General features: G+C 42.3%; 19 protein-coding genes. 18 read left to right on the top strand and 1 reads right to left on the bottom strand.

Features of this window, described 5'->3' with window-relative positions:
* The first annotated feature begins 270 nt into the window (after positions 1 to 270).
* The 15 genes from recJ (at position 271) to ftsX (ending at position 14,063) form a co-directional block, all read left to right on the top strand.
* Positions 271 to 2,496, top strand: coding sequence for a single-stranded-DNA-specific exonuclease RecJ (gene recJ / locus ABPH35_RS04305; protein ID WP_349988487.1), 2,226 nt, complete (start codon positions 271 to 273; stop codon positions 2,494 to 2,496).
* 112 nt (positions 2,497 to 2,608) lie between these two features.
* Positions 2,609 to 3,121, top strand: a complete 513-nt coding sequence (locus ABPH35_RS04300) for an adenine phosphoribosyltransferase (protein WP_067088858.1) — start codon at positions 2,609 to 2,611, stop codon at positions 3,119 to 3,121.
* 110 nt (positions 3,122 to 3,231) lie between these two features.
* Positions 3,232 to 4,173 (top strand): homoserine O-acetyltransferase MetA, encoded by a 942-nt coding sequence (gene metA / locus ABPH35_RS04295; RefSeq protein WP_349988486.1) that lies wholly within the window; start codon positions 3,232 to 3,234, stop codon positions 4,171 to 4,173.
* Positions 4,174 to 4,182: 9 nt separating this feature from the next.
* Complete coding sequence (locus tag ABPH35_RS04290) at positions 4,183 to 4,860, top strand: DnaD domain-containing protein (RefSeq protein WP_349988485.1); 678 nt, start codon at positions 4,183 to 4,185, stop codon at positions 4,858 to 4,860.
* A gap of 3 nt (positions 4,861 to 4,863) precedes the next feature.
* Complete coding sequence (locus ABPH35_RS04285) at positions 4,864 to 5,550, top strand: tRNA (adenine(22)-N(1))-methyltransferase (protein WP_349988484.1); 687 nt, start codon at positions 4,864 to 4,866, stop codon at positions 5,548 to 5,550.
* Positions 5,537 to 6,331, top strand: coding sequence for a Nif3-like dinuclear metal center hexameric protein (locus ABPH35_RS04280; protein ID WP_349988483.1), 795 nt, complete (start codon positions 5,537 to 5,539; stop codon positions 6,329 to 6,331). The genes ABPH35_RS04285 and ABPH35_RS04280 overlap by 14 nt, the downstream gene beginning before the upstream one ends.
* A 74-nt stretch (positions 6,332 to 6,405) precedes the next feature.
* The gene (gene rfbA / locus ABPH35_RS04275; RefSeq protein WP_349988482.1) at positions 6,406 to 7,275 is read left to right on the top strand and encodes a glucose-1-phosphate thymidylyltransferase RfbA; all 870 of its coding nucleotides are present in this window, start codon (positions 6,406 to 6,408) and stop codon (positions 7,273 to 7,275) included.
* Positions 7,275 to 7,868, top strand: coding sequence for a dTDP-4-dehydrorhamnose 3,5-epimerase family protein (locus tag ABPH35_RS04270; protein WP_349988481.1), 594 nt, complete (start codon positions 7,275 to 7,277; stop codon positions 7,866 to 7,868). The genes rfbA and ABPH35_RS04270 overlap by 1 nt, the downstream gene beginning before the upstream one ends.
* Position 7,869: 1 nt before the next feature.
* Positions 7,870 to 8,379 (top strand): phosphoribosylanthranilate isomerase, encoded by a 510-nt coding sequence (locus ABPH35_RS04265; protein ID WP_349988480.1) that lies wholly within the window; start codon positions 7,870 to 7,872, stop codon positions 8,377 to 8,379.
* A 19-nt stretch (positions 8,380 to 8,398) separates the two neighbouring features.
* The gene (rfbB, locus tag ABPH35_RS04260) at positions 8,399 to 9,445 is read left to right on the top strand and encodes a dTDP-glucose 4,6-dehydratase (protein ID WP_349988479.1); all 1,047 of its coding nucleotides are present in this window, start codon (positions 8,399 to 8,401) and stop codon (positions 9,443 to 9,445) included.
* Between the two features lie 193 nt (positions 9,446 to 9,638).
* The gene (locus ABPH35_RS04255) at positions 9,639 to 10,127 is read left to right on the top strand and encodes a VanZ family protein (RefSeq protein ID WP_349988478.1); all 489 of its coding nucleotides are present in this window, start codon (positions 9,639 to 9,641) and stop codon (positions 10,125 to 10,127) included.
* Positions 10,128 to 10,154: 27 nt separating this feature from the next.
* The gene (gene queG, locus ABPH35_RS04250; RefSeq protein ID WP_349988477.1) at positions 10,155 to 11,282 is read left to right on the top strand and encodes a tRNA epoxyqueuosine(34) reductase QueG; all 1,128 of its coding nucleotides are present in this window, start codon (positions 10,155 to 10,157) and stop codon (positions 11,280 to 11,282) included.
* Positions 11,283 to 11,315: 33 nt separating this feature from the next.
* Positions 11,316 to 12,411 (top strand): peptide chain release factor 2 gene (gene prfB, locus ABPH35_RS04245; protein ID WP_368849615.1). Its coding sequence is split into 2 segments (ribosomal slippage): positions 11,316 to 11,387 and positions 11,389 to 12,411, totalling 1,095 coding nucleotides; the frame shifts between segments, so codons are not numbered across the junction.
* 37 nt (positions 12,412 to 12,448) lie between these two features.
* Positions 12,449 to 13,141 carry a cell division ATP-binding protein FtsE gene (gene ftsE / locus ABPH35_RS04240; protein ID WP_067088906.1) on the top strand — a complete coding sequence of 231 codons (693 nt, stop codon included), beginning with the start codon at positions 12,449 to 12,451 and terminating at the stop codon, positions 13,139 to 13,141.
* Entirely contained in the window at positions 13,134 to 14,063 is a 930-nt protein-coding gene (gene ftsX / locus ABPH35_RS04235; RefSeq protein ID WP_349988475.1) for a permease-like cell division protein FtsX, read from the top strand. The genes ftsE and ftsX overlap by 8 nt, the downstream gene beginning before the upstream one ends.
* Positions 14,064 to 14,190: 127 nt before the next feature.
* Here ftsX and ABPH35_RS04230 read toward each other — a convergent pair whose 3' ends face one another.
* A complete protein-coding gene (locus ABPH35_RS04230) occupies positions 14,191 to 14,832 on the bottom strand; it encodes an MBL fold metallo-hydrolase (RefSeq protein ID WP_349988474.1) in 642 nt (213 codons plus the stop codon).
* Between the two features lie 138 nt (positions 14,833 to 14,970).
* On the opposite strand from ABPH35_RS04230, the gene ABPH35_RS04225 reads away from it, so the two are divergent.
* From ABPH35_RS04225 to ABPH35_RS04215, 3 genes are all read left to right on the top strand, one after another.
* Entirely contained in the window at positions 14,971 to 17,445 is a 2,475-nt protein-coding gene (locus ABPH35_RS04225) for a bifunctional DnaQ family exonuclease/ATP-dependent helicase (protein WP_349988473.1), read from the top strand.
* 256 nt (positions 17,446 to 17,701) lie between these two features.
* A complete protein-coding gene (gene proB, locus ABPH35_RS04220; protein ID WP_349988472.1) occupies positions 17,702 to 18,778 on the top strand; it encodes a glutamate 5-kinase in 1,077 nt (358 codons plus the stop codon).
* Between the two features lie 17 nt (positions 18,779 to 18,795).
* Positions 18,796 to 20,034 (top strand): glutamate-5-semialdehyde dehydrogenase, encoded by a 1,239-nt coding sequence (locus ABPH35_RS04215; protein WP_368849614.1) that lies wholly within the window; start codon positions 18,796 to 18,798, stop codon positions 20,032 to 20,034.
* The last annotated feature ends 7 nt before the right edge of the window (positions 20,035 to 20,041 follow it).

Here is a 20,041-nt window from a genome sequence, read left to right as displayed (position 1 = left end):
TCTTTTTGGTGTATAATAGTGTTGCATCTCAGAGTCTTTCTAATTGTTGTTGTGGTGATTACAATTATATCTCTCTGAGATGTTTTTTAATACCCTTGACTGGCTAACTTCATTTTAGAACTTTCGATTAGAGGTGGGGAGATAATTTCCTGCCTTTTTTGTTTTTCAATAGCTGACGATAGCTTTGCTTCGTGATATAATGGTAGACAGACATCATACTCATGTGACATCATTGAATCCTTGATGTTCAAAGGGTATAAGGAGAAGATAGTGATACAATCAACTTATGAATGGACCTTGGTTCCGACAATTTCAGATCAAGCCTTTGTCAAAGCAGCGAAAAAAGAGGGCTTGGACTCGGTGGCAGCAAACGTGCTGTATACGAGAGGAATCCAGACAGAAGAAGCACTCAAGAAATTCTTGCAACCGAACTTGGACGACTTGCATGATCCTTATTTGCTCCATGGAATGGATAAGGCTGTGGAGCGGATTCGTCAGGCCATTCAGGCAAATGAACTGATTTTAGTCTATGGTGACTATGATGCAGACGGCATGACTTCAGCTTCCATTGTCAAAGAAGCCTTGGAAGAACTTGGTGCAGAATGCTTGGTCTATCTGCCAAATCGCTTTACAGACGGCTATGGTCCCAATCAGTCGGTTTACAAGTATTTTATTGAGCAACAGGGTGTCTCTCTCATTGTCACAGTTGATAATGGTGTGGCAGGGCATGAAGCCATAGACTATGCCCAGAGTGTCGGTGTGGATGTCATTGTGACGGATCACCACTCACTTCCTAATACCCTGCCTAATGCCTATGCCATTATCCACCCAGAACATCCAGACGGGGCCTATCCATTTCCTTTTTTAGCAGGCTGTGGAGTAGCTTTTAAGCTAGCTTGTGCTTTATTGGAAACAGTCCAAGTGGAATGGCTTGATTTGGTTGCCATTGGGACAATCGCTGATATGGTGAGTTTGACAGACGAAAATCGAGTCTTGGTCAAGTATGGTCTTTCCATACTCAAGAAAACGGAGCGAATTGGGCTACAGGAGTTGATGACCCTAGCGGAGATTCAAGCAGATACACTAGATGAGGAATCGATAGGTTTTCAATTGGCTCCGCGTTTAAATGCCTTAGGGCGTTTGGATGATCCTAATCCTGCTATAGACTTGTTGACAGGTTTTGATGAGGAAGAAGTGCAAGCAATCGCCCAGCTGATTGACCATAAAAATAGTGAGCGCAAAGAGATTGTCCAAGCTATTTATGATCAAGCAAAGACAATGATTGATAAGGAAAAGCCGATTCAAGTCTTAGCTCAAGAAGGATGGAATCCCGGTGTGTTAGGAATTGTCGCAGGTCGGTTATTGGAAGAATTGCAGCAGCCGATTATTGTGTTATCCATTGAAGACGGAAAAGCAAAGGGGTCTGCTCGGTCGGTTGCCGCAATTGATATTTTTGAGGCCTTGCAAGCTCATCGTGATTTATTTATCGCCTTTGGTGGACATGCAGGTGCGGCAGGAATGACCTTGGAAGTGGACAAGCTAGACGTTCTATCTGAAGCTCTTTCTGACTACATCCTTGATAATGAATTGGATCAGGTTCGTAAGGGCGAGTTATGTCTTGATGAGGAATTGGATCTGGAGGAGTTAACGCTTGATACCCTAAAATCATTTGAGAAATTAGCTCCCTACGGCATGGACAATAAAAAACCGGTCTTTTATCTTAAAAATGTCCAGGTCGAATCCGCACGCACAATGGGACAACAAAATGCTCATCTCAAATTCCGAATCAGCAAGGGCAAGGCCAGTTTTGATGTTCTTGCCTTTGGCATGGGGCAGTTGGCCTTAGAAATTGGCCAGAGTAAAAACTTAGAACTAGCTGTTAGTCTGTCAGTCAATCAATGGAATGGGCAGACCACCTTACAATTGATGTTGGTTGACTTGCGGGTAGAGGGGGTTCAGCTCTATAATCTGCGCAGCAAGAACACACGTTTTCCAGCAGACTTGGTTGTGGTTGATTTTGCGCAAGAAATACCAGATGTAACGGGGCAAAAAGCCATTGGGATTGCAACGGTTCCAGATGATGTCCAAGTCCTCAAAGATTTCTTGCAAGCGCATGACTTTCAAGCCATTTATTTTAAAAATGAGATAACAAGTCCTTATTATTTGGATGGCTACGGTAGCAGGGAGCAATTCGCACGCCTTTACAAGACCATTTATCAGTTTAAGGAATTTGATGTGCGCTACAAATTGAAGGACTTAGCTGCTTATCTGAAGATTAAAGAGACGCTGTTAATCAAGATGATTCAGATTTTTCAAGAATTGGGCTTTGTGACGATTACAGATGGTGTCATGACGGTCAATAAAGATGCAGAAAAGCGTGAGATTAGCAGCAGCACTATTTACCAAGCGTTTAAAAAACAGGTCGAAGAACAAGAACTACTGGCACTTGGGACAGTCCAGGAAATTTATGACTACCTGATGGAGAAAGTAGACTGAGAACTTCAGTACAAAACGCCCCCAAATGGTAGAAAAAATGGTATAATAAAGAGTACTGCTCTTGACTATTTTTGACGGTCGGAGCACAAAACAACTAAAAAGTGAGAATACGATGAATTTAAAAGATTATATTGCTTCGATTGAAAACTATCCGCAAGAAGGGATCACCTTCCGTGATATTAGCCCTTTGATGGCTGACGGAAATGCTTATAGCTATGCCGTTCGTGAGATTGTCCAATATGCAACGGATAAGAAAATTGATATGATTGTAGGGCCTGAGGCGCGTGGCTTTATCGTAGGTTGCCCAGTCGCTTTTGAACTTGGGATTGGTTTTGCCCCAGTTCGTAAGCCAGGAAAATTACCGCGTGAAGTGATTTCAGCAGACTATGAAAAAGAATACGGCGTTGATACCTTAACCATGCATTCAGATGCGATTAAGCCAGGTCAACGTGTCTTGATTGTCGATGATTTATTGGCAACTGGTGGAACAGTGAAGGCGACGATTGACATGATTGAGCGCCTAGGTGGTATCGTTGCAGGCTGTGCCTTTTTGATTGAGTTAGATGACTTAAAAGGCCGCGAAGCGATTGGCGACTATGACTATAAGGTCTTGATGCACTACTAATATATTAGTTTGTTTTTGTTATAGTTTGAAACTATAAGGATTGCCATTTTTCTTCTAATTGAAAGACCTATCCCTCCTGTTATATAATAGAAAGAAGGAGGAGTGAAGGTATGCCGATTACATTAAAGAAATCATTACCAGCTGTCGAACAATTAAAAGCAGAGAACATCTTTGTCATGGACGATGATCGCGCAACGCATCAAGATATTCGTCCCTTAAATATCTTGATTTTGAATTTGATGCCAGAAAAGATTGTGACGGAAACGCAGTTGTTGCGCCTTTTGGCTAATACCCCTCTGCAATTAGAAATTGACTTTCTCTACATGGCTAGTCATGAGTCAAAGACGACTCAAGCAGCTCACATGGAGGAGTTCTACCATACCTTTGATGAAGTCAAAGGCCGTTATTTTGATGGCTTGATTGTGACGGGGGCCCCTGTTGAAAATCTGGAGTTTGAAGAGGTGGACTACTGGGAGGAGCTGGTAGAGGTTTTCCGTTGGGCGAAACAGCATGTCTACTCGACCCTACATATCTGCTGGGGTGCCCAAGCAGGACTCTATGCCCGGTATGGGATTGAAAAGCATAGTCTGCCTAAGAAATTATCAGGCGTCTACTGCCAAGAAGTGATTGATGAGCGTAATCCTTTGATGAGGGGCTTTGATGATGAGTTTCGCTCGCCTCATTCTCGCCATACGGATGTGAAATCAGAAGATTTGGCTCGATTAGACAATCTACACGTTTTGGCAAGAGGAGAAGAGGTTGGTGTCTCTATTGTTGCAAGTAGTGACTTACGTGAGGTATATAGCTTTGGGCATTTGGAGTATGACCGCTATACCCTCGCAAAAGAATACGAAAGGGACTGTCTAGCTGGTTTACAACCAAACCTTCCAGAACATTATTTTAAACATGATGATCCGAAGTCACGACCAGCCCTATCATGGAATCTTCCAGCAGCCCAGTTTTTTACCAACTGGATTAACTATGCTGTCTATCAAGAAACACCGTACGATTGGCAGATGTTTGAGCAATCCGCCTTATCAGCTAGCCTATAAAGAGGAACTATGAATTATTTACAGCAATTTCAGAAGGGCTATTTGGTCTTACCACCATATTTGCTCTTTCATTTCAAGGATTTATTCCCCTCAGCCGATGATTATGTGGTCTGGCAATTCTTCTTTTATCAAAATACAACCAACATAGAAGGATTGGCTCCGAGCCAGATTGCTGAGGCTTGTGGAAAGACGATTTCTGAAATCAATCGTTCCATTGAGCATTTACAAGAAGCAGAATTGCTTGATTTTAAAACGATTAATTTATCAGGTGAAATCGAGATGATTTTTGATGCTTCCCCTGCCTTGGAAAAGCTAGATGCTTTACTAGAACCTAAGAAATCCGAGTATAAGCCGACAGCACTTGGCTATGATTTGAAGCAATTGGTAGCAGAGTTTGAGGCAGAATTGGGTAGATTGCTGTCTCCGCTTGAATTAGAAGATTTACAAAAAACGCTAGGAGATGACCAAGTTGCGCCAGAACTGGTGCGCGAAGCTCTTCGGGAAGCTGTATTTAATAATAAGACGAATTGGAAATATATTCAAGCTATTTTAAGAAACTGGCGCCGTGAGGGAATCACGACAGTTGCCCAAGTTGAGGCAAAACGTGCTGAGCGAGAAAAACCGGCACCTCGAAATGTCTCCGTCTCACCAGATTTCTTAGAAGCTATGGATTATTGGAAAGAGTAGCAAATGAATCAGAAAATCTCAAAACGCTTAGAAACAGTGGCTAGTTTTGTGCCACAAGGGGCTCGTTTGGTAGATGTAGGGAGTGACCATGCTTACCTCCCTCTTTTTTTGGTAGAAAAAACTGTGATTTCTTACGCTATTGCAGGAGAAGTCGTACAAGGTCCCTATCAATCGGCCTTGCAACATGTGAGAGAATCAGGTTATGCCAACCAGATTGAGGTTCGCTTGGCCAATGGTCTTGCTGCCTTTGATCAAGCAGACCAGATGACAACCATTACTATTGCTGGTATGGGTGGTCGCCTGATTACAAATATCTTAGACGCTGGAAAAGATAAGTTGGAAGGGATTGAACGGCTTATTTTACAACCCAATAATCGAGAAGATGATGTGAGAGAATGGCTTCAAGCGCATGATTTTAGGCTGGTTGCAGAAACCATGGTTGCAGAGAATAGGAAATTCTACGAGATTCTTGTCGCAGAGCCTGGTGAACAGTCGCTAACAGCCATGGAGAAACGGTTTGGCCCCTATCTCTTACAGGAAGTTTCTCCTGTTTTTCAGCAAAAATGGGAGTGCGAAGCTGACAAATTGCAGCATGCGTTAGCACAAATTCCGACAGAGCATAGCGAAGAACGTGCCCGCATTGAGGAAAAGATTCAGCAAATCAAGGAGGTTTTACATGTTAGCAAGTAAAGTGATCGAACGGTATCAGGCCTTTTGTCCACCTAGTTTATCTGAGGAAGGGGATGTGTCTGGTCTACAAATTGGGACCTTACAAAAAGAAATCAAGAAAGTCATGGTTGCACTTGACATTCGTGAAACAACGGTCGCTGAAGCGATTGACAAAAAGGTAGACTTGATTATCGTTAAACACGCCCCAATCTTTCGTCCTTTAAAGAACTTAGTGGCAGATGATGTGCAGACAAAAATCTATCTGGACTTGATTAAGTACGATATTGCAGTCTATGTCAGCCATACGGATATTGATGTGGTGACAGGTGGTCTAAATGATTGGTTTTGTGAAGCCTTGGATATCAAGGATACGGAGTATCTTCACGAAACGCAGGTAGGTCAAGGTATCGGTCGCATGGGAACTGTGGAGCCGCAAACCTTGGAAGAGTTGGCACTCAAGGTTAAGAAAGTCTTTGGCTTAGATGCTGTTCGCCTCGTAACTTATGGGCATCAGGCCCAGCAATATGTGGAGCGCGTTGCAATCTGCGGAGGAAGTGGCGGCAGTTTCTATAAGGATGCACTTGCAAAAGGTGCAGATGTTTATATCACAGGAGATATTTACTACCACACGGCTCAAGAAATGTTAACACAGGGCTTGCTTGCCATTGATCCAGGACATCATATCGAGGTACTCTTTGTGGAAAAAATTGCCCAAGAATTACAAAAATGGAAAGTAGAAGAAGGTTGGGACATCACGATTGAGGCTTCAACCGTATCAACCAATCCTTTTCGGCATCTATAAGTAAAGCAAGAGCTGACAGCTGTACTTAAAAATGGTAAAATAGAACAAAATAAGACTGAAAGGCTTTCGCAACTATGAAAGGTATTATTCTCGCAGGAGGGTCAGGTACTCGTTTGTATCCCTTGACTCGTGCAGCATCGAAACAATTGATGCCCATTTATGATAAACCCATGGTTTACTATCCCCTCTCAACCCTTATGTTGGCAGGAATTAAGGATATTTTAATTATTTCGACACCAACTGACTTACCTCGTTTTGAGGAGATGTTGGGAGATGGCTCTGAACTTGGGATTTCGCTTTCCTATGCCGTTCAGCCAAGTCCAGACGGTCTTGCGCAAGCCTTTATTATTGGAGAAGAGTTCATCGGTGATGACCATGTTGCCCTCATCTTAGGAGACAACATTTATCACGGAAATGGCTTGACCAAGATGCTACAACGTGCAGCAAGTAAGGAAAAAGGTGCGACTGTCTTTGGTTATCAAGTAAAAGATCCAGAACGCTTTGGTGTTGTGGAATTCGATGCGGATATGAATGCCATTTCGATTGAAGAAAAACCGGAACAGCCAAAATCAAATTTTGCTGTAACAGGTCTTTATTTCTATGATAATGATGTGGTAGAGATTGCCAAAAATATCAAACCGTCTCCTCGTGGAGAATTAGAAATCACAGATGTGAATAAGGCTTATTTGGAACGTGGTGACTTGTCTGTTGAGTTGATGGGACGTGGTTTTGCTTGGCTTGATACAGGAACACATGAAAGCTTGTTAGAAGCAGCCCAATACATCGAAACGGTTCAGCGTTTGCAAAATGTCCAAGTGGCAAATCTGGAAGAAATCGCCTACCGCATGGGCTATATTACGAAGGAGCAGGTGTATGAACTCGCTCAACCATTGAAGAAAAATGAATACGGACAATACTTGCTCCGTCTGATTGGAGAGGCCTAATGACAGAACAGTTTTTTGATAAAGAATTAGCTTGTCGTGAGATTGATGCAATTCCGGGTTTGCTAGAGTTTGACATTCCGGTTCGTGGTGACAACCGTGGCTGGTTTAAGGAGAATTTTCAAAAAGAGAAAATGCTACCCTTAGGATTTCCAGAGACTTTCTTTGCGGAAGGAAAACTCCAAAATAATGTTAGCTTTTCTCGTAAGTATGTCTTGCGTGGACTTCATGCAGAGCCGTGGGACAAATACATTTCAGTCGCGGATGGCGGAAAAGTGCTAGGCTCTTGGGTTGATCTTCGTGAGGGAGACACCTTTGGTAATGTCTACCAAACCGAGATTGACGCAAGTAAGGGAATCTTTGTGCCACGTGGTGTAGCAAATGGCTTCCAAGTCTTGTCAGATACCGTAGCCTACAGCTACTTGGTGAATGATTACTGGGCTTTGGAGTTGAAACCTAAGTATGCCTTTGTCAACTATGCTGACCCAAGTTTAGGCATCAAATGGGAAAATCTTGAGGTAGCAGAAGTATCTGAAGCAGATAAGAAACACCCAATGCTCAAGGATGTCAAACCATTGACCAAGGAAGAATTGTAAGATGTACCATCGTTTTTTAGATATTGCGCAAGCCTTAAATGAATTAGGGATTATTCCTCTTTTAATGGGTTCAGTTGGTTTAGAGTTGCGAACAGGTAGAAGCTGGGCAGCTCGTGATTTGGATATTCATGTTCCCAGTGACCCTAGGGGTTGGGAAGCTCCCGATGAAGAGCGGATTTATCGGGCAACTGAATTGATTGCAATGATGACTCAACTAGGCTATACCTTGGTAGATCGTCACGAACATGAGTTCCAAAAGGAAGGTTATTCAGTAGAATTCGGTGGTCTTCATTCACTCCCAGCTTTTGCTGGTGTTCCATTAGAAGAATTAGAGGAGATAAGAGATGGCGATGTCCGCTATTATTTGCCCACTCTGGAGCAATATCTAAACATCTATCGAGCATCTTCTAAAGACAGTTATCGTAATGATAAGAATAATCAAAAAGACTTTGCTAAAATTGCTTATTTGGAAGAAGTTTTAAAAAATAAGCCTAGCGTGGTCAAAAAATAGAATAGTTATCGGAGAAATCATGTCTGAATTTAAAAATATTATCGTTACAGGTGGAGCTGGTTTTATCGGCTCAAACTTTGTACATTATGTCTATAACAATCATCCAGATGCCCATGTTACAGTCTTAGATAAGTTAACCTACGCTGGAAACCGTGCCAATCTAGTTGAGATTCTCGGAGAGCGTGTTGAGTTAGTGGTTGGCGATATTGCTGACGCTGAATTGGTCGATCAGTTAGCAGCAAAAGCAGATGCTATTGTTCACTATGCAGCAGAAAGTCACAATGACAACTCACTGAATGACCCAAGTCCCTTCATTCATACGAACTTTATCGGAACCTACACACTGTTAGAAGCAGCACGTAAATACGATATTCGTTTCCACCATGTGTCAACAGATGAGGTTTATGGAGACCTTCCTCTTCGTGAAGATTTACCAGGTCATGGTGAGGGCCCAGGTGAGAAATTTACGGCTGAAACCAAATACAATCCAAGTTCACCTTATTCATCAACCAAGGCAGCTTCTGACTTGATTGTGAAGGCTTGGGTGCGTTCATTTGGTGTCAAAGCAACGATTTCTAACTGTTCAAACAACTACGGACCTTACCAACACATTGAAAAATTTATTCCACGTCAGATTACCAATATTTTGAGCGGTATCAAGCCAAAATTATATGGTGAAGGGAAAAATGTCCGCGACTGGATTCATACAAATGACCACTCCTCTGGTGTCTGGACTATCTTGACCAAGGGTGAAATCGGCGAGACTTACCTAATCGGTGCTGACGGTGAAAAGAACAACAAGGAAGTCTTAGAGTTGATCCTAGAGAAAATGGGTCAACCAGCAGATGCCTACGACCATGTAACGGATCGTGCAGGTCACGACCTACGCTATGCGATTGATGCAAGCAAACTCCGTGATGAACTCGGTTGGAAACCAGAATTTACCAACTTTGAAGCAGGTCTGGAAGAAACAATCAAATGGTATACAGACCATGCAGATTGGTGGCAGGCTGAAAAAGAAGCTGTTGAAGCCAACTACGCTAAAACACAAAAGGTAATTAAATAAGGAAATAGGAATAGTATAATTTCATAGAAAGAGCTAGTTGTTTAGCTCTTTTTAGTATTCTTTAAAAGGATACTTTTTATAGTTGTTGACTCCTTTAAGCCATAAAATGGTTATCATTTTGTCATCATTGTGTAACGTTTTCTAGGTCTTTTTTTGCTATAATGATAAAATGCTTATAAAGGAGGGAAGAAGTATGCAGTCTCGCAAGGTTACGATTCTTTTGTTTGCGACCTATCTAGCCTTTCTGACATGGATTATCTTGTTTAAATTAGACATTTTTTCAACCCTCCAGTTGGCTTATTACGACTCACGAGAACCTCGTATCAATTTTGTAGGAACAGCCATGTACAATGGGATACTGGATTACCAAGAAATTAGCTTAAATATTCTGTGCTTTATTCCCTTTGGAATCTATCTGGAAATGTTGGATCGAACAGCTACTTGGATCAAAAATCTTAGCATTATGTTAGTGGTGAGTTTAGTCTATGAAGTGCTTCAATATACCTTTAGGATAGGTGTGGCAGATATGACAGATATCCTTGCCAATGGCCTTGGTGGTGCAATCGGTATCAACATCATGTATGTTTTGACCAGCATTTGGCGTGAAAAGGCCTATGCACGAGTCAATCAAGTGGCTTTGCTATTGACCATTTTAGTAGCTGGCCTGCTCCTTTTGATTTAGTTTACGATTTTTGTTACAATAAAAGAAATGAATCTAAAAGAACAAATTATTGCTTTATCGCAGGAAATTGGCATTTCGAAGATTGGCTTTACGACAGCTGACGATTTTGCCTACTTGGAGAAATCCTTGCTGGCCGCAGTTGAAGAAGGGCGTACATCCGGCTTTGAACATAAAAACATTGAAGAACGAATCAAGCCTAAATTGAGCCTAGCCTCTGCCAAGACCATTATCTCAATTGCTGTTGCTTATCCAAGAAGGCTACCGCAAAAACCGCAGAAAACCCAGTATAAACGGGGCAAGATTACCCCTAATTCGTGGGGACTTGATTACCACTATATTTTACAGGACAAGTTGGAACGCTTGGCTCGTGGAATTGAAGAATTGACAGCTGATTTTGAATACAAGGGTATGGTCGATACAGGTGCGCTTGTTGATACAGCGGTCGCAAGGCGGGCAGGAATCGGTTTTATTGGTAAAAATGGCCTGGTTATTTCAAAGGAATTTGGCTCCTACATGTTTTTGGGTGAGCTGATTACCAATTTAGAAATAGAGCCGGACCAACCAGTGGATTACGACTGTGGAGACTGCAACCGCTGTGTGACGGCCTGTCCCACCTCTTGCTTGATTGGGGATGGAACCATGAATGCTCGGCGTTGTCTGTCCTTTCAGACCCAAGATAAGGGCATGATGGATCTTGAATTTCGAAAGAAAATCAAGACGGTCATCTATGGCTGTGATATTTGTCAGATTTGCTGTCCCTATAATAAGGGAATTGATAGCCCACCAGTTGTGGACATTGACCCTGATTTAGCTGAGCCAGAACTCATTCCCTTTTTGGAATTGTCAAATGGTCAGTTCAAGGAAAAATTTGGCATGATTGCTGGTAGTTGGCGTGGAAAAAATATTCTTCAAAGAAATGCTATTATCGCACTTGCCAATGCAAATGACAAATCGAGCATTCCAAAACTCTTAGAAATTATTGATAAAAAACAAAATCCGATTCACATGGCGACTGCCATTTGGGCACTCAGTCAATTGGTGAAACAACCCAATGAGGAGATGATTTCCTTTATCGAAGACATCACCAGTAATCATCCAGAGGTCCTAGTAGAGCGCGAAGCCTTTCTAATCCTCGCCAAAAAGTCACAAGTATGATATAATGAAAAGAATATAAAAAATGAGGTGTTTATGGATATAGCAGAAATTCGACAAAAAATAGAGGAGCTAGAGGCTAAATTAAACTCATTCAGGGGGTCTCTTTGACTTAGAAGGTTTGGAAGAAGAAATTGCCATCTTGGAAAACAAGATGACCGAACCTGACTTTTGGAATGACAATTTGGCAGCTCAGAAAACCTCTCAAGAGCTGAATGACTTAAAAGCTACATACCAGAATTTTCATCAGATGATGGATTTGCTGGATGAAGCAGAGATTCTCATGGAGTTTCTCGTAGAAGACGAGTCCGTCCAAGAAGAGCTAGAAGAAAAGTTGTTGGAATTAGACAAGTTGATGACTAGCTACGAGTTAACCCTTCTCTTATCTGAGCCTTATGATAGCAATAATGCTATTTTAGAAATCCACCCTGGATCAGGTGGTACAGAAGCGCAGGATTGGGGAGAAATGCTGTTACGGATGTACACACGCTTTGGGAATGCTAAAGGTTTCAAGGTGGAAACCTTAGACTATCAAGCAGGAGACGAAGCAGGGATTAAATCTGTCACCCTCAGCTTTACAGGAGCAAATGCCTACGGCTTACTCAAGTCTGAAATGGGGGTCCACCGCTTAGTGCGAATCTCACCATTTGATTCGGCGAAACGCCGTCATACCTCTTTTACTTCTGTTGAGGTCATGCCAGAATTGGATGACACGATTGAAATTGAGATTCGGGATGATGAAATCAAAATGGATACTTTCCGCAGTGGTGGTGCTGGTGGACAGAACGTCAACAAGGTATCAACAGGAGTTCGTTTGACTCACATCCCAACCGGAATTGTGACTCAATCAACCGTGGACCGTACCCAGTATGGGAACAGGGATCGGGCTATGAAGTTGCTGCAAGCCAAACTCTATCAATTAGAGCAAGAGAAAAAAGCAGCTGAGGTCGATTCGCTTAAAGGAGATAAAAAGGAAATTACCTGGGGCAGTCAGATTCGTTCCTATGTTTTTACGCCTTATACCATGGTCAAGGATCACCGCACAGGCTTTGAAGTCGCTCAGGTAGACAAGGTCATGGACGGAGATATTGAAGGATTCATTGACGCCTATCTCAAGTGGCGCATCAGCTAAACTAAAAAAGAAAGGACTGTCTTAGACAGAGTACCTTATGAGAATTATTGAAATGAAAGACGTTTCCAAGAAATATGGAAACGGCACTACCGCACTTCGAGGTGTGTCTGTTAATGTTGAATCAGGAGAATTTGCCTATATTGTGGGGCCTTCTGGTGCCGGGAAATCAACTTTTATCAAGCTCTTGTATCGTGAAGAAAAGCTGGATAAAGGTTCGCTCAAGGTTGGAAAATTCAATCTTGCTAAAATCAAGAAAAAAGACGTTCCAATGCTACGCCGTAGTGTCGGAGTTGTCTTCCAAGATTACAAATTATTGCCCAAAAAGACCGTATTTGAAAATATCGCCTATGCCATGGAAGTTATCGGTGAGAAACCGCGGAATATTAAAAAGCGGGTCATGGAAGTCCTAGATTTAGTCGGTTTGAAGCACAAGATTCGTTCTTTCCCAAATGAATTATCTGGTGGTGAGCAACAGCGGATTGCGATTGCTCGTGCCATTGTAAATAATCCCAAAGTTTTGATTGCCGATGAGCCAACAGGAAACTTGGATCCTGAGAATTCTTGGGAAATTATGAATCTCTTGGAGCGGATCAATCTCCAAGGGACGACCATTTTAATGGCGACACACAATAGCCAAATCGTTAATACACTTCGCCATCGTGTTATCGCAATTGAGGACGGTCGTGTGGTACGTGATGAAGTAGAAGGAGAGTATGGCTACGATGATTAGACGATTTTTTAGACATTTTATTGAGTCTTTAAAAAGCCTCAAGCGAAATGGTTGGATGACAATTGCGGCCATTTCATCGGTGACAATCACCCTTACTTTAGTGGGTGTCTTTGCTTCTGTTATTTTAAATGCAACTAAATTAACTTCTGACTTGACCAATAACGTCCGTGTCAGTGTATACTTACGCGCCAATTCGACGGATAATCAGAAAACGATTGTCAATGATCAAGGACAAACAATTGAAAATCCGGATTTCCAGTCTGTTTACAAGCAAATCCTTGCTTTAGACAATGTAAAAAATATTGATTATTCTAGTAAAGAAGAACAGTTAAACCATTTAACAGAGACTTTAGGAGATACTTGGAACCTCTTTAAAGGGGATGCCAATCCACTCTATGATGCTTATATTATTGAAACAACAGCCCCTCAACATGTGAAATCTGTTGGGAAAGAAATTGCGAAGATTGATGGTGTAACAGAGGTTCGTGATGGTGAAGTGCAAACAGAACGAATTTTCAAGTTAAATAGCCTTGTGAAAACATGGGGCTTTGCAGCAACTGGGCTCTTACTCTTTACAGCAGTATTTCTGATTTCCAATACTATTCGCATTACCATTATCTCTCGCAGCCGTGAGATTCAGATTATGCGATTGGTAGGGGCAAAGAACAGCTATATCCGCGGACCATTCTTACTTGAAGGAGCTTGGGTTGGCTTGCTCGGTGCGATTGTGCCGTCTGCCTTAGTCTATTTTGCCTATCAGATGCTCTATACATCAGTCAATGCTTCCCTAGCATCGCAAAACTTATCTTTGATTAGTATGAATGTTTTTGTTCCAGCCATGATTGTCAGCCTCTTTGTTGTGGGAATTGTGATTGGTTCCTTGGGGTCGGTGATTTCAATGAGACGATTCTTGAAGATTTAATGATAAATGAAAAAACGAAAGTTGAGAAAGCTTTCGTTTTTTTATTACTTTCAAACAGTAATAGATCCTCTCAATAATGTTTGAAGCTTTTTACCTTCTCTCATTGCTGGGGACAGTCCATTTCTGACTAGTTGTTTCTCAAAAATGGGTTAAAAATCTTTTCGTGCGAAATGGTGGTGGACTGTCCATGCCCTGGATAGACCTGGTAATGGCCTGGTAGGGTGAAGAGGTTGTTTTTGATACCAATTAGCAAATCATCCAAGTTGCTGGTTGGCAAATCGGTGCGGCCAATTGATTCTCTAAAAAGGGCATCGCCTGTGATGACGAGTTCTTGATCTGGAAAGATAAAAGATACACCACCGATAGAATGCCCTGGTGTTTCAACAACTGAAAAATGAAATCCATCCAACAGATACTCTCGGTCGTATTGGAAGGTTTCCTCAGCTGGGCGACAGACGACATTGTCCATATCATCGTGGCGAGCTAGACCAGATAAATTCATCTCAGGGGTGTAAAGCCAACTGGCCTCACTGGCTGCGACATAGACTGGAGGTGCGCCAAAATGGTTACGTACCAAGTCCAGGCTCATAATATGGTCATAATGGGTATGGGTTAAGAGAATAGCTGAGATTGGCTTTCCAATTTCTTCGATTGTCCGCTTGATAGTAGCCCAGTCGCTTCCAGGGTCAATCACGATAAGATGGGAGTCATTTTCAAGATAGTAGGTGTTTTCATAGGCGACAGGATTAACGGTTTTATGTAGTTTCATAGCGAATCTCCTTTAGCAATTTGTATCTCTAGTCTAGCAAAAAAAGTAACACTTGTCTGCTTTGAAAAGTCGAGTTGCCGGAAGAAGAGTGGAGTAGAAATCGGTTTTTTCATCAAAATATGGTATAATTTTACTGTTATGACAGAGAAAAAACAGGCAAATCGGTATGCGGTTGTAGACTTGGAAGCAACGAGCAGTAGTAGTCATGCTAAAATCATTCAGATTGGGATTGTCATTGTTGAGGCAGGGCAGATTGTTGAAACCTACGCGACAGATATCAATCCGTATGAAAAGCTAGATGTTCATATCCGGGAATTGACAGGTATCACCGACCAGCAATTAGCAGTAGCACCTGATTTTAGTCAGGTGGCAAAAGTGATTTATGATTTACTAGAGGGAACGATTTTTGTGGCACATAACGTTTCCTTCGATGCAAATTTACTGGCAGAAGCGCTCTTTTTTGAGGGATATGAATTGCGAACACCGCGGGTTGATACGGTGGAATTGGCCCAATTATTTTTTCCGACCTTAGACAAGTATAGCTTGGTAAATCTAGCTCAAGACTTGGATTTGGAGCTGGAGCAGGCTCATACGGCTATTTCAGATGCGACAGCAACAGCAAAATTGTTGTTAAAAATACAAGAGAAGATTCAGCAGCTACCTAAGCAGACGGTTGGGCAGATTTTAACCTTTGCAGATTATCTTCTATATGAATCCCGATTAGTAATTGACGAGATTTATCCGACCCTTTCAGATTATCTACCAGATGACATTATCAATGTAAATGGTCTTTGTCTCAAAAAAACAGCAAAGCGGCAACCGACTCGCTACCTATCAAAGAATGTTGCAAGGAATCTGGCGCTTTTAGGACTCGATGAACGACCGCAACAGTTGGCCTTTGCGGAGATTGTAGAAAAACGATTATTGGAAGAGCAAGAACGAGTCCATTTTGTCCAAGCACAGGCAGGTATTGGAAAAACCTATGGTTATTTATTACCACTTTTAGCACAGGGGAACATGCCTTTATTAGTAGTTGTCCCAACCAAGGTCTTGCAGCAGCAGATTCTGGAAAATGAGGGGCGAAAGCTATCCGAAGTATTTCATATCTCGATTGCCTCCATCAAGTCCTCACGGCATTATCTCAGCTTAGACACCTTTTGGCGGACCTTGGAAAGGCAAGATGACAATCGTTTACTCAATCGCTATAAGATGCACTTGTTGGTCTGGCTTTGTGAAACTGAGACAGGGGATATGGATGAGCTCAAGCAGAAGCAGCGCTATCAAAGCTATTTTGATGAATTACAGCACGAGGGTAACTGGAATAGTCAGTCCTTGTTTGGTGAGTGGGATTTTTGGCACAGAGCGCAAGAGGCTGCTCAAACCAGCCAGCTCGTCTTGACAAATCATGCCTATTTTTTGGAGCATTTGCAGCAAACAGACTGGATGAAAGAGCGTATTCTCGTTATTGATGAAGCCCAAAAGTTTATTTTGGCGGCAGAAGAATATGCTAGTCAGGAATTGTCCATTTCAGATTGTCAAGCCTTGTTGCAAAGTAAGCTGGATCGAGCAAAGGAAGTGTTAGAAATACGTTTATTGGAAGCCTGTTATTTTGAATTACAGCATCTGATAGAACAGTTTCAAACACAGGGCAAGCGTGAATTGGCAGCAGAGGATCTTGCTTCATTAAAGCAAAATTTGGCAGAATTAGATGATTCAGATTTTTGGGACTGGGTAGCACTTCTCGAACAAGACAGAGAATATTGGCTAGAAGAACGCCGTTTGCAGGAGCAGCGCTCATTTTTCTTGCGTGCCAGTCAAGTAGATTTGTTAGATGTAGCACGTTTTTTACCGACTACGAAGATTTTTTGCATTAGTGCAACGCTTGAGATAAGCAAGAGGGTCAATGTAGCAGACTTACTCGGCTTTCACGAAGTCACTCAGGATTGTCTTCCGCACACAGAAAAAGGTAATCAGTTGATTATGTACTCCCATCCTTTACCTGATTTAGTCTCGATGAATAAAGAAGAACATGCACAATTCATCTGTCAACAGATAAACGGTCTTATGCAGCTAAAACGTCCCATTTTGGTCTTACTAACGTCAATTCAGTTGTTGCTTGAACTATCCAATCAGCTAGAAGAAATAGGGATTTCCCATTTGGCCCAGCACAAACATGGCCAGGAGATGAGTATCAAGCGCCGTTTTGAAAAAGGTGAAGTAGCGGTCTTATTAGGGACAGGAGCTTTTTGGGAAGGGGTTGATTTTGCTCGTCAAGCTGAGCTTATTCAAATTATTCCACGCTTACCCTTTGAAAATCCCCAAGACCGTTTTGTAAAAAAAGTAAATCGCCATCTCAAAGCAGAAGGAAAGAATCCTTTTTATGACTATCACCTTCCCATGATGATGTTAAAACTTAAACAGGCTATGGGGCGAAGTAATCGATCAGCTGAGCAGAAATCTTGTGTTCTCTTATTGGACAATCGTCTGATTGAGAAGCAATACGGCCAGCAAATCCAGCATTTCTTGGAGACAGAATACCAAATGGAGCAACTTTCTCAGAAAACTGTGGTGGAGCGAATGAGACGCTTTTTCAAGGGAAATTCGTCTCGCTAAGGGGGATTTTCTAAGAGAAGTAAGAAAACTAGGAAGAATTGTCTCTTTCAACTTTTAATCGAGCAGACTCTTTGGGTTAACCGCATTTGAGCGAGTAGCTAGGTCGATTTTTAGATTAGTAGATGGATAGAAGAAGGGAGAGTCATTTTCTCCCTCTTCTTGTTAGGAGTTGGCCAATCCAACAATAGAATTTATGGTCAAATTGTTTGAAATATGCTATACTTTTTCTTATCTAATGAGGAAGTGAGACAGTTCGATGAGTGATAAACTAATTGTATTTAAAGTGGGAACGAGTTCTCTCACGCAAGAAAATGGGAGTTTAGACCGTATCAAAATTGCGCGGATAACCAATCAATTGGCCCAACTTCATCAAAAAGGCTACCAGCTGGTTTTGGTGACTTCAGGATCCATTGCAGCTGGTTTTCGTCGTCTAGGCTTTGACAAGCGACCAACCAAAATTGCAGAAAAGCAGGCAAGTGCTGCGGTTGGTCAGGGACTATTGATTGAAGAGTATACGCAAAATCTGATGAAAGACGGGATTGTATCCGCCCAAGTTCTCTTAACACAGGAGGATTTTGCAGATGCTAGGCGCTATCAGAATGCTTCACAAGCCTTGCAAGTTCTTCTCCATCAGAAGGCCATTCCGATTATTAATGAGAATGATACGATCGCTATTGAAGAAATCAAGGTAGGGGATAATGACACCTTATCTGCTCAAGTTGCTTCCCTTTTAAAAGCGGATTTGCTGGTTCTTTTAACGGATGTGGATGGTCTTTATACAGCTAATCCCAATTCAGATCCGCAAGCACAGCATTTGGCTGAAATTGCAGAAATTAGTGATGACTTATTTGCTATGGCAGCAGGGGCAGGGTCAACAAATGGTACAGGTGGCATGACGACAAAATTACAGGCAGCGCAAATTGCCACCAAGTCAGGAGTTCCAGTCTTTATCTGCTCATCAAAAGAGGACACAGCCCTGATTCAAGCCGTCACCCAATCCAACAAAGGAACCCTTTTCTTGGCAGATCATGAAGCGCTCAACCAACGCAAACAATGGCTAGCCTTTTATGCACGAACAGATGCTTCGGTAGAGATTGATACAGGTGCAGCTGAGGCTATGTTACTGCAAGGACGGAGCTTACTCCTTGCAGGAATTAAGGCAGTAGAAGGGACCTTTCAGTCAGGAGATATTGTGTCTGTCTATCATCAAGATACCCACCGGATTATTGGAAAGGGGCGCGTAAAACTTTCCTCGAAAGAATTAGAGCAAAAATTAGCGACTAAAAAGGCAGAGGGAATCTTTATTCACCGCAATGATTGGGTTAGTTTATAGAAAGGATGACAAACGATATGACAACAACACAAGCTCTGTTAGACAGCCTTTTAGCGCATAAGTCTGCGATCAATTTGGCTAGTACAGATCAAAAAAATACGGCGCTTCAAGCGATGGCTGCCCAATTGGAAGGCAACAGGGAGCGGATTTTAGCCGCAAATGCCCGCGATATGGAACAGGCACAAGGAACGATCGCACCTGTGATGCAGGATCGTCTACTCTTGACAGCAGAACGTGTACAGGCTATGGCAGACGGGATTCGAGCCCTCATTGACCTTCCAGATCCTGTTGGTCTTGTTCTGGATCAGTATCAGACGGCAAATGGACTTCAGATTCAGAAAAAAGCGATTCCTTTCGGCCTCATCGGAATGATTTATGAAAGTAGACCCAATGTGACCTCAGATGCGGCTGCACTTGCGATTAAAAGTGGAAATGCCGTCATTCTTCGTGGTGGCAAGGAAGCTTTTCATTCAAGTCAGGCGATTATTAGCGCCTTAAAGATTGGTCTTGAACAGGCAGGCATTGCTCCAGAAGTCATTGAATTGGTGCAGGATACAAGCCGCCTATCAGCTCAGGAATTGATGACAGCTAAGGGGAAGATTGACTTGTTAGTGCCAAGAGGTGGAGCTGGCTTGATTCAAGCAGTTGTTGAGCAAGCGACAGTACCTATTATTGAAACAGGAACGGGGATTTGTCATGTTTATGTGGATCAACATGCGGATATTCAAAAGGCGCTGTCTATTGTCAGCAATGCTAAAACGAGTCGCCCATCCGTCTGTAATGCGGCAGAAGTGTTGTTGGTCCATACAGATATTGCAGCTGCCTTCTTACCATTATTAGAAGAGAGACTGGCAGGTCAGGTAGAATTGCGGGCAGATGAGCGAGCTATTACATATTTGCAACAAGCTCAGCCAGCAGGAAGCGATGACTTTGATACAGAATTTTTAGATTATATTCTAGCAGTAAAAGTAGTAGATGATGTGGTAGCAGCAGCAAGACATATTGCAGCCCATTCAACCGGTCATAGTGAAGCAATTGTAACGGAAGAGGAAGAGACGGCAACTTATTTCACCCAAGTAGTTGATTCAGCAGCTGTCTATGTAAATGCTTCTACTCGTTTTACAGATGGCGGTGAGTTTGGCTTAGGCTGCGAATTAGGAATTTCAACGCAAAAAATGCACGCACGTGGTCCAATGGGGTTGCGTGAGATGACGACCTACAAGTATATTATTTCTGGTACAGGTCAGGTACGATAGAAAGGGC

Source organism: Streptococcus handemini (genome assembly GCF_040984445.1).
GTDB classification, from domain to species: domain Bacteria; phylum Bacillota; class Bacilli; order Lactobacillales; family Streptococcaceae; genus Streptococcus; species Streptococcus handemini.
The sequence above is the reverse complement of the archived record's forward strand: the minus strand, read 5'-3'. Positions and strand labels throughout refer to the sequence as shown.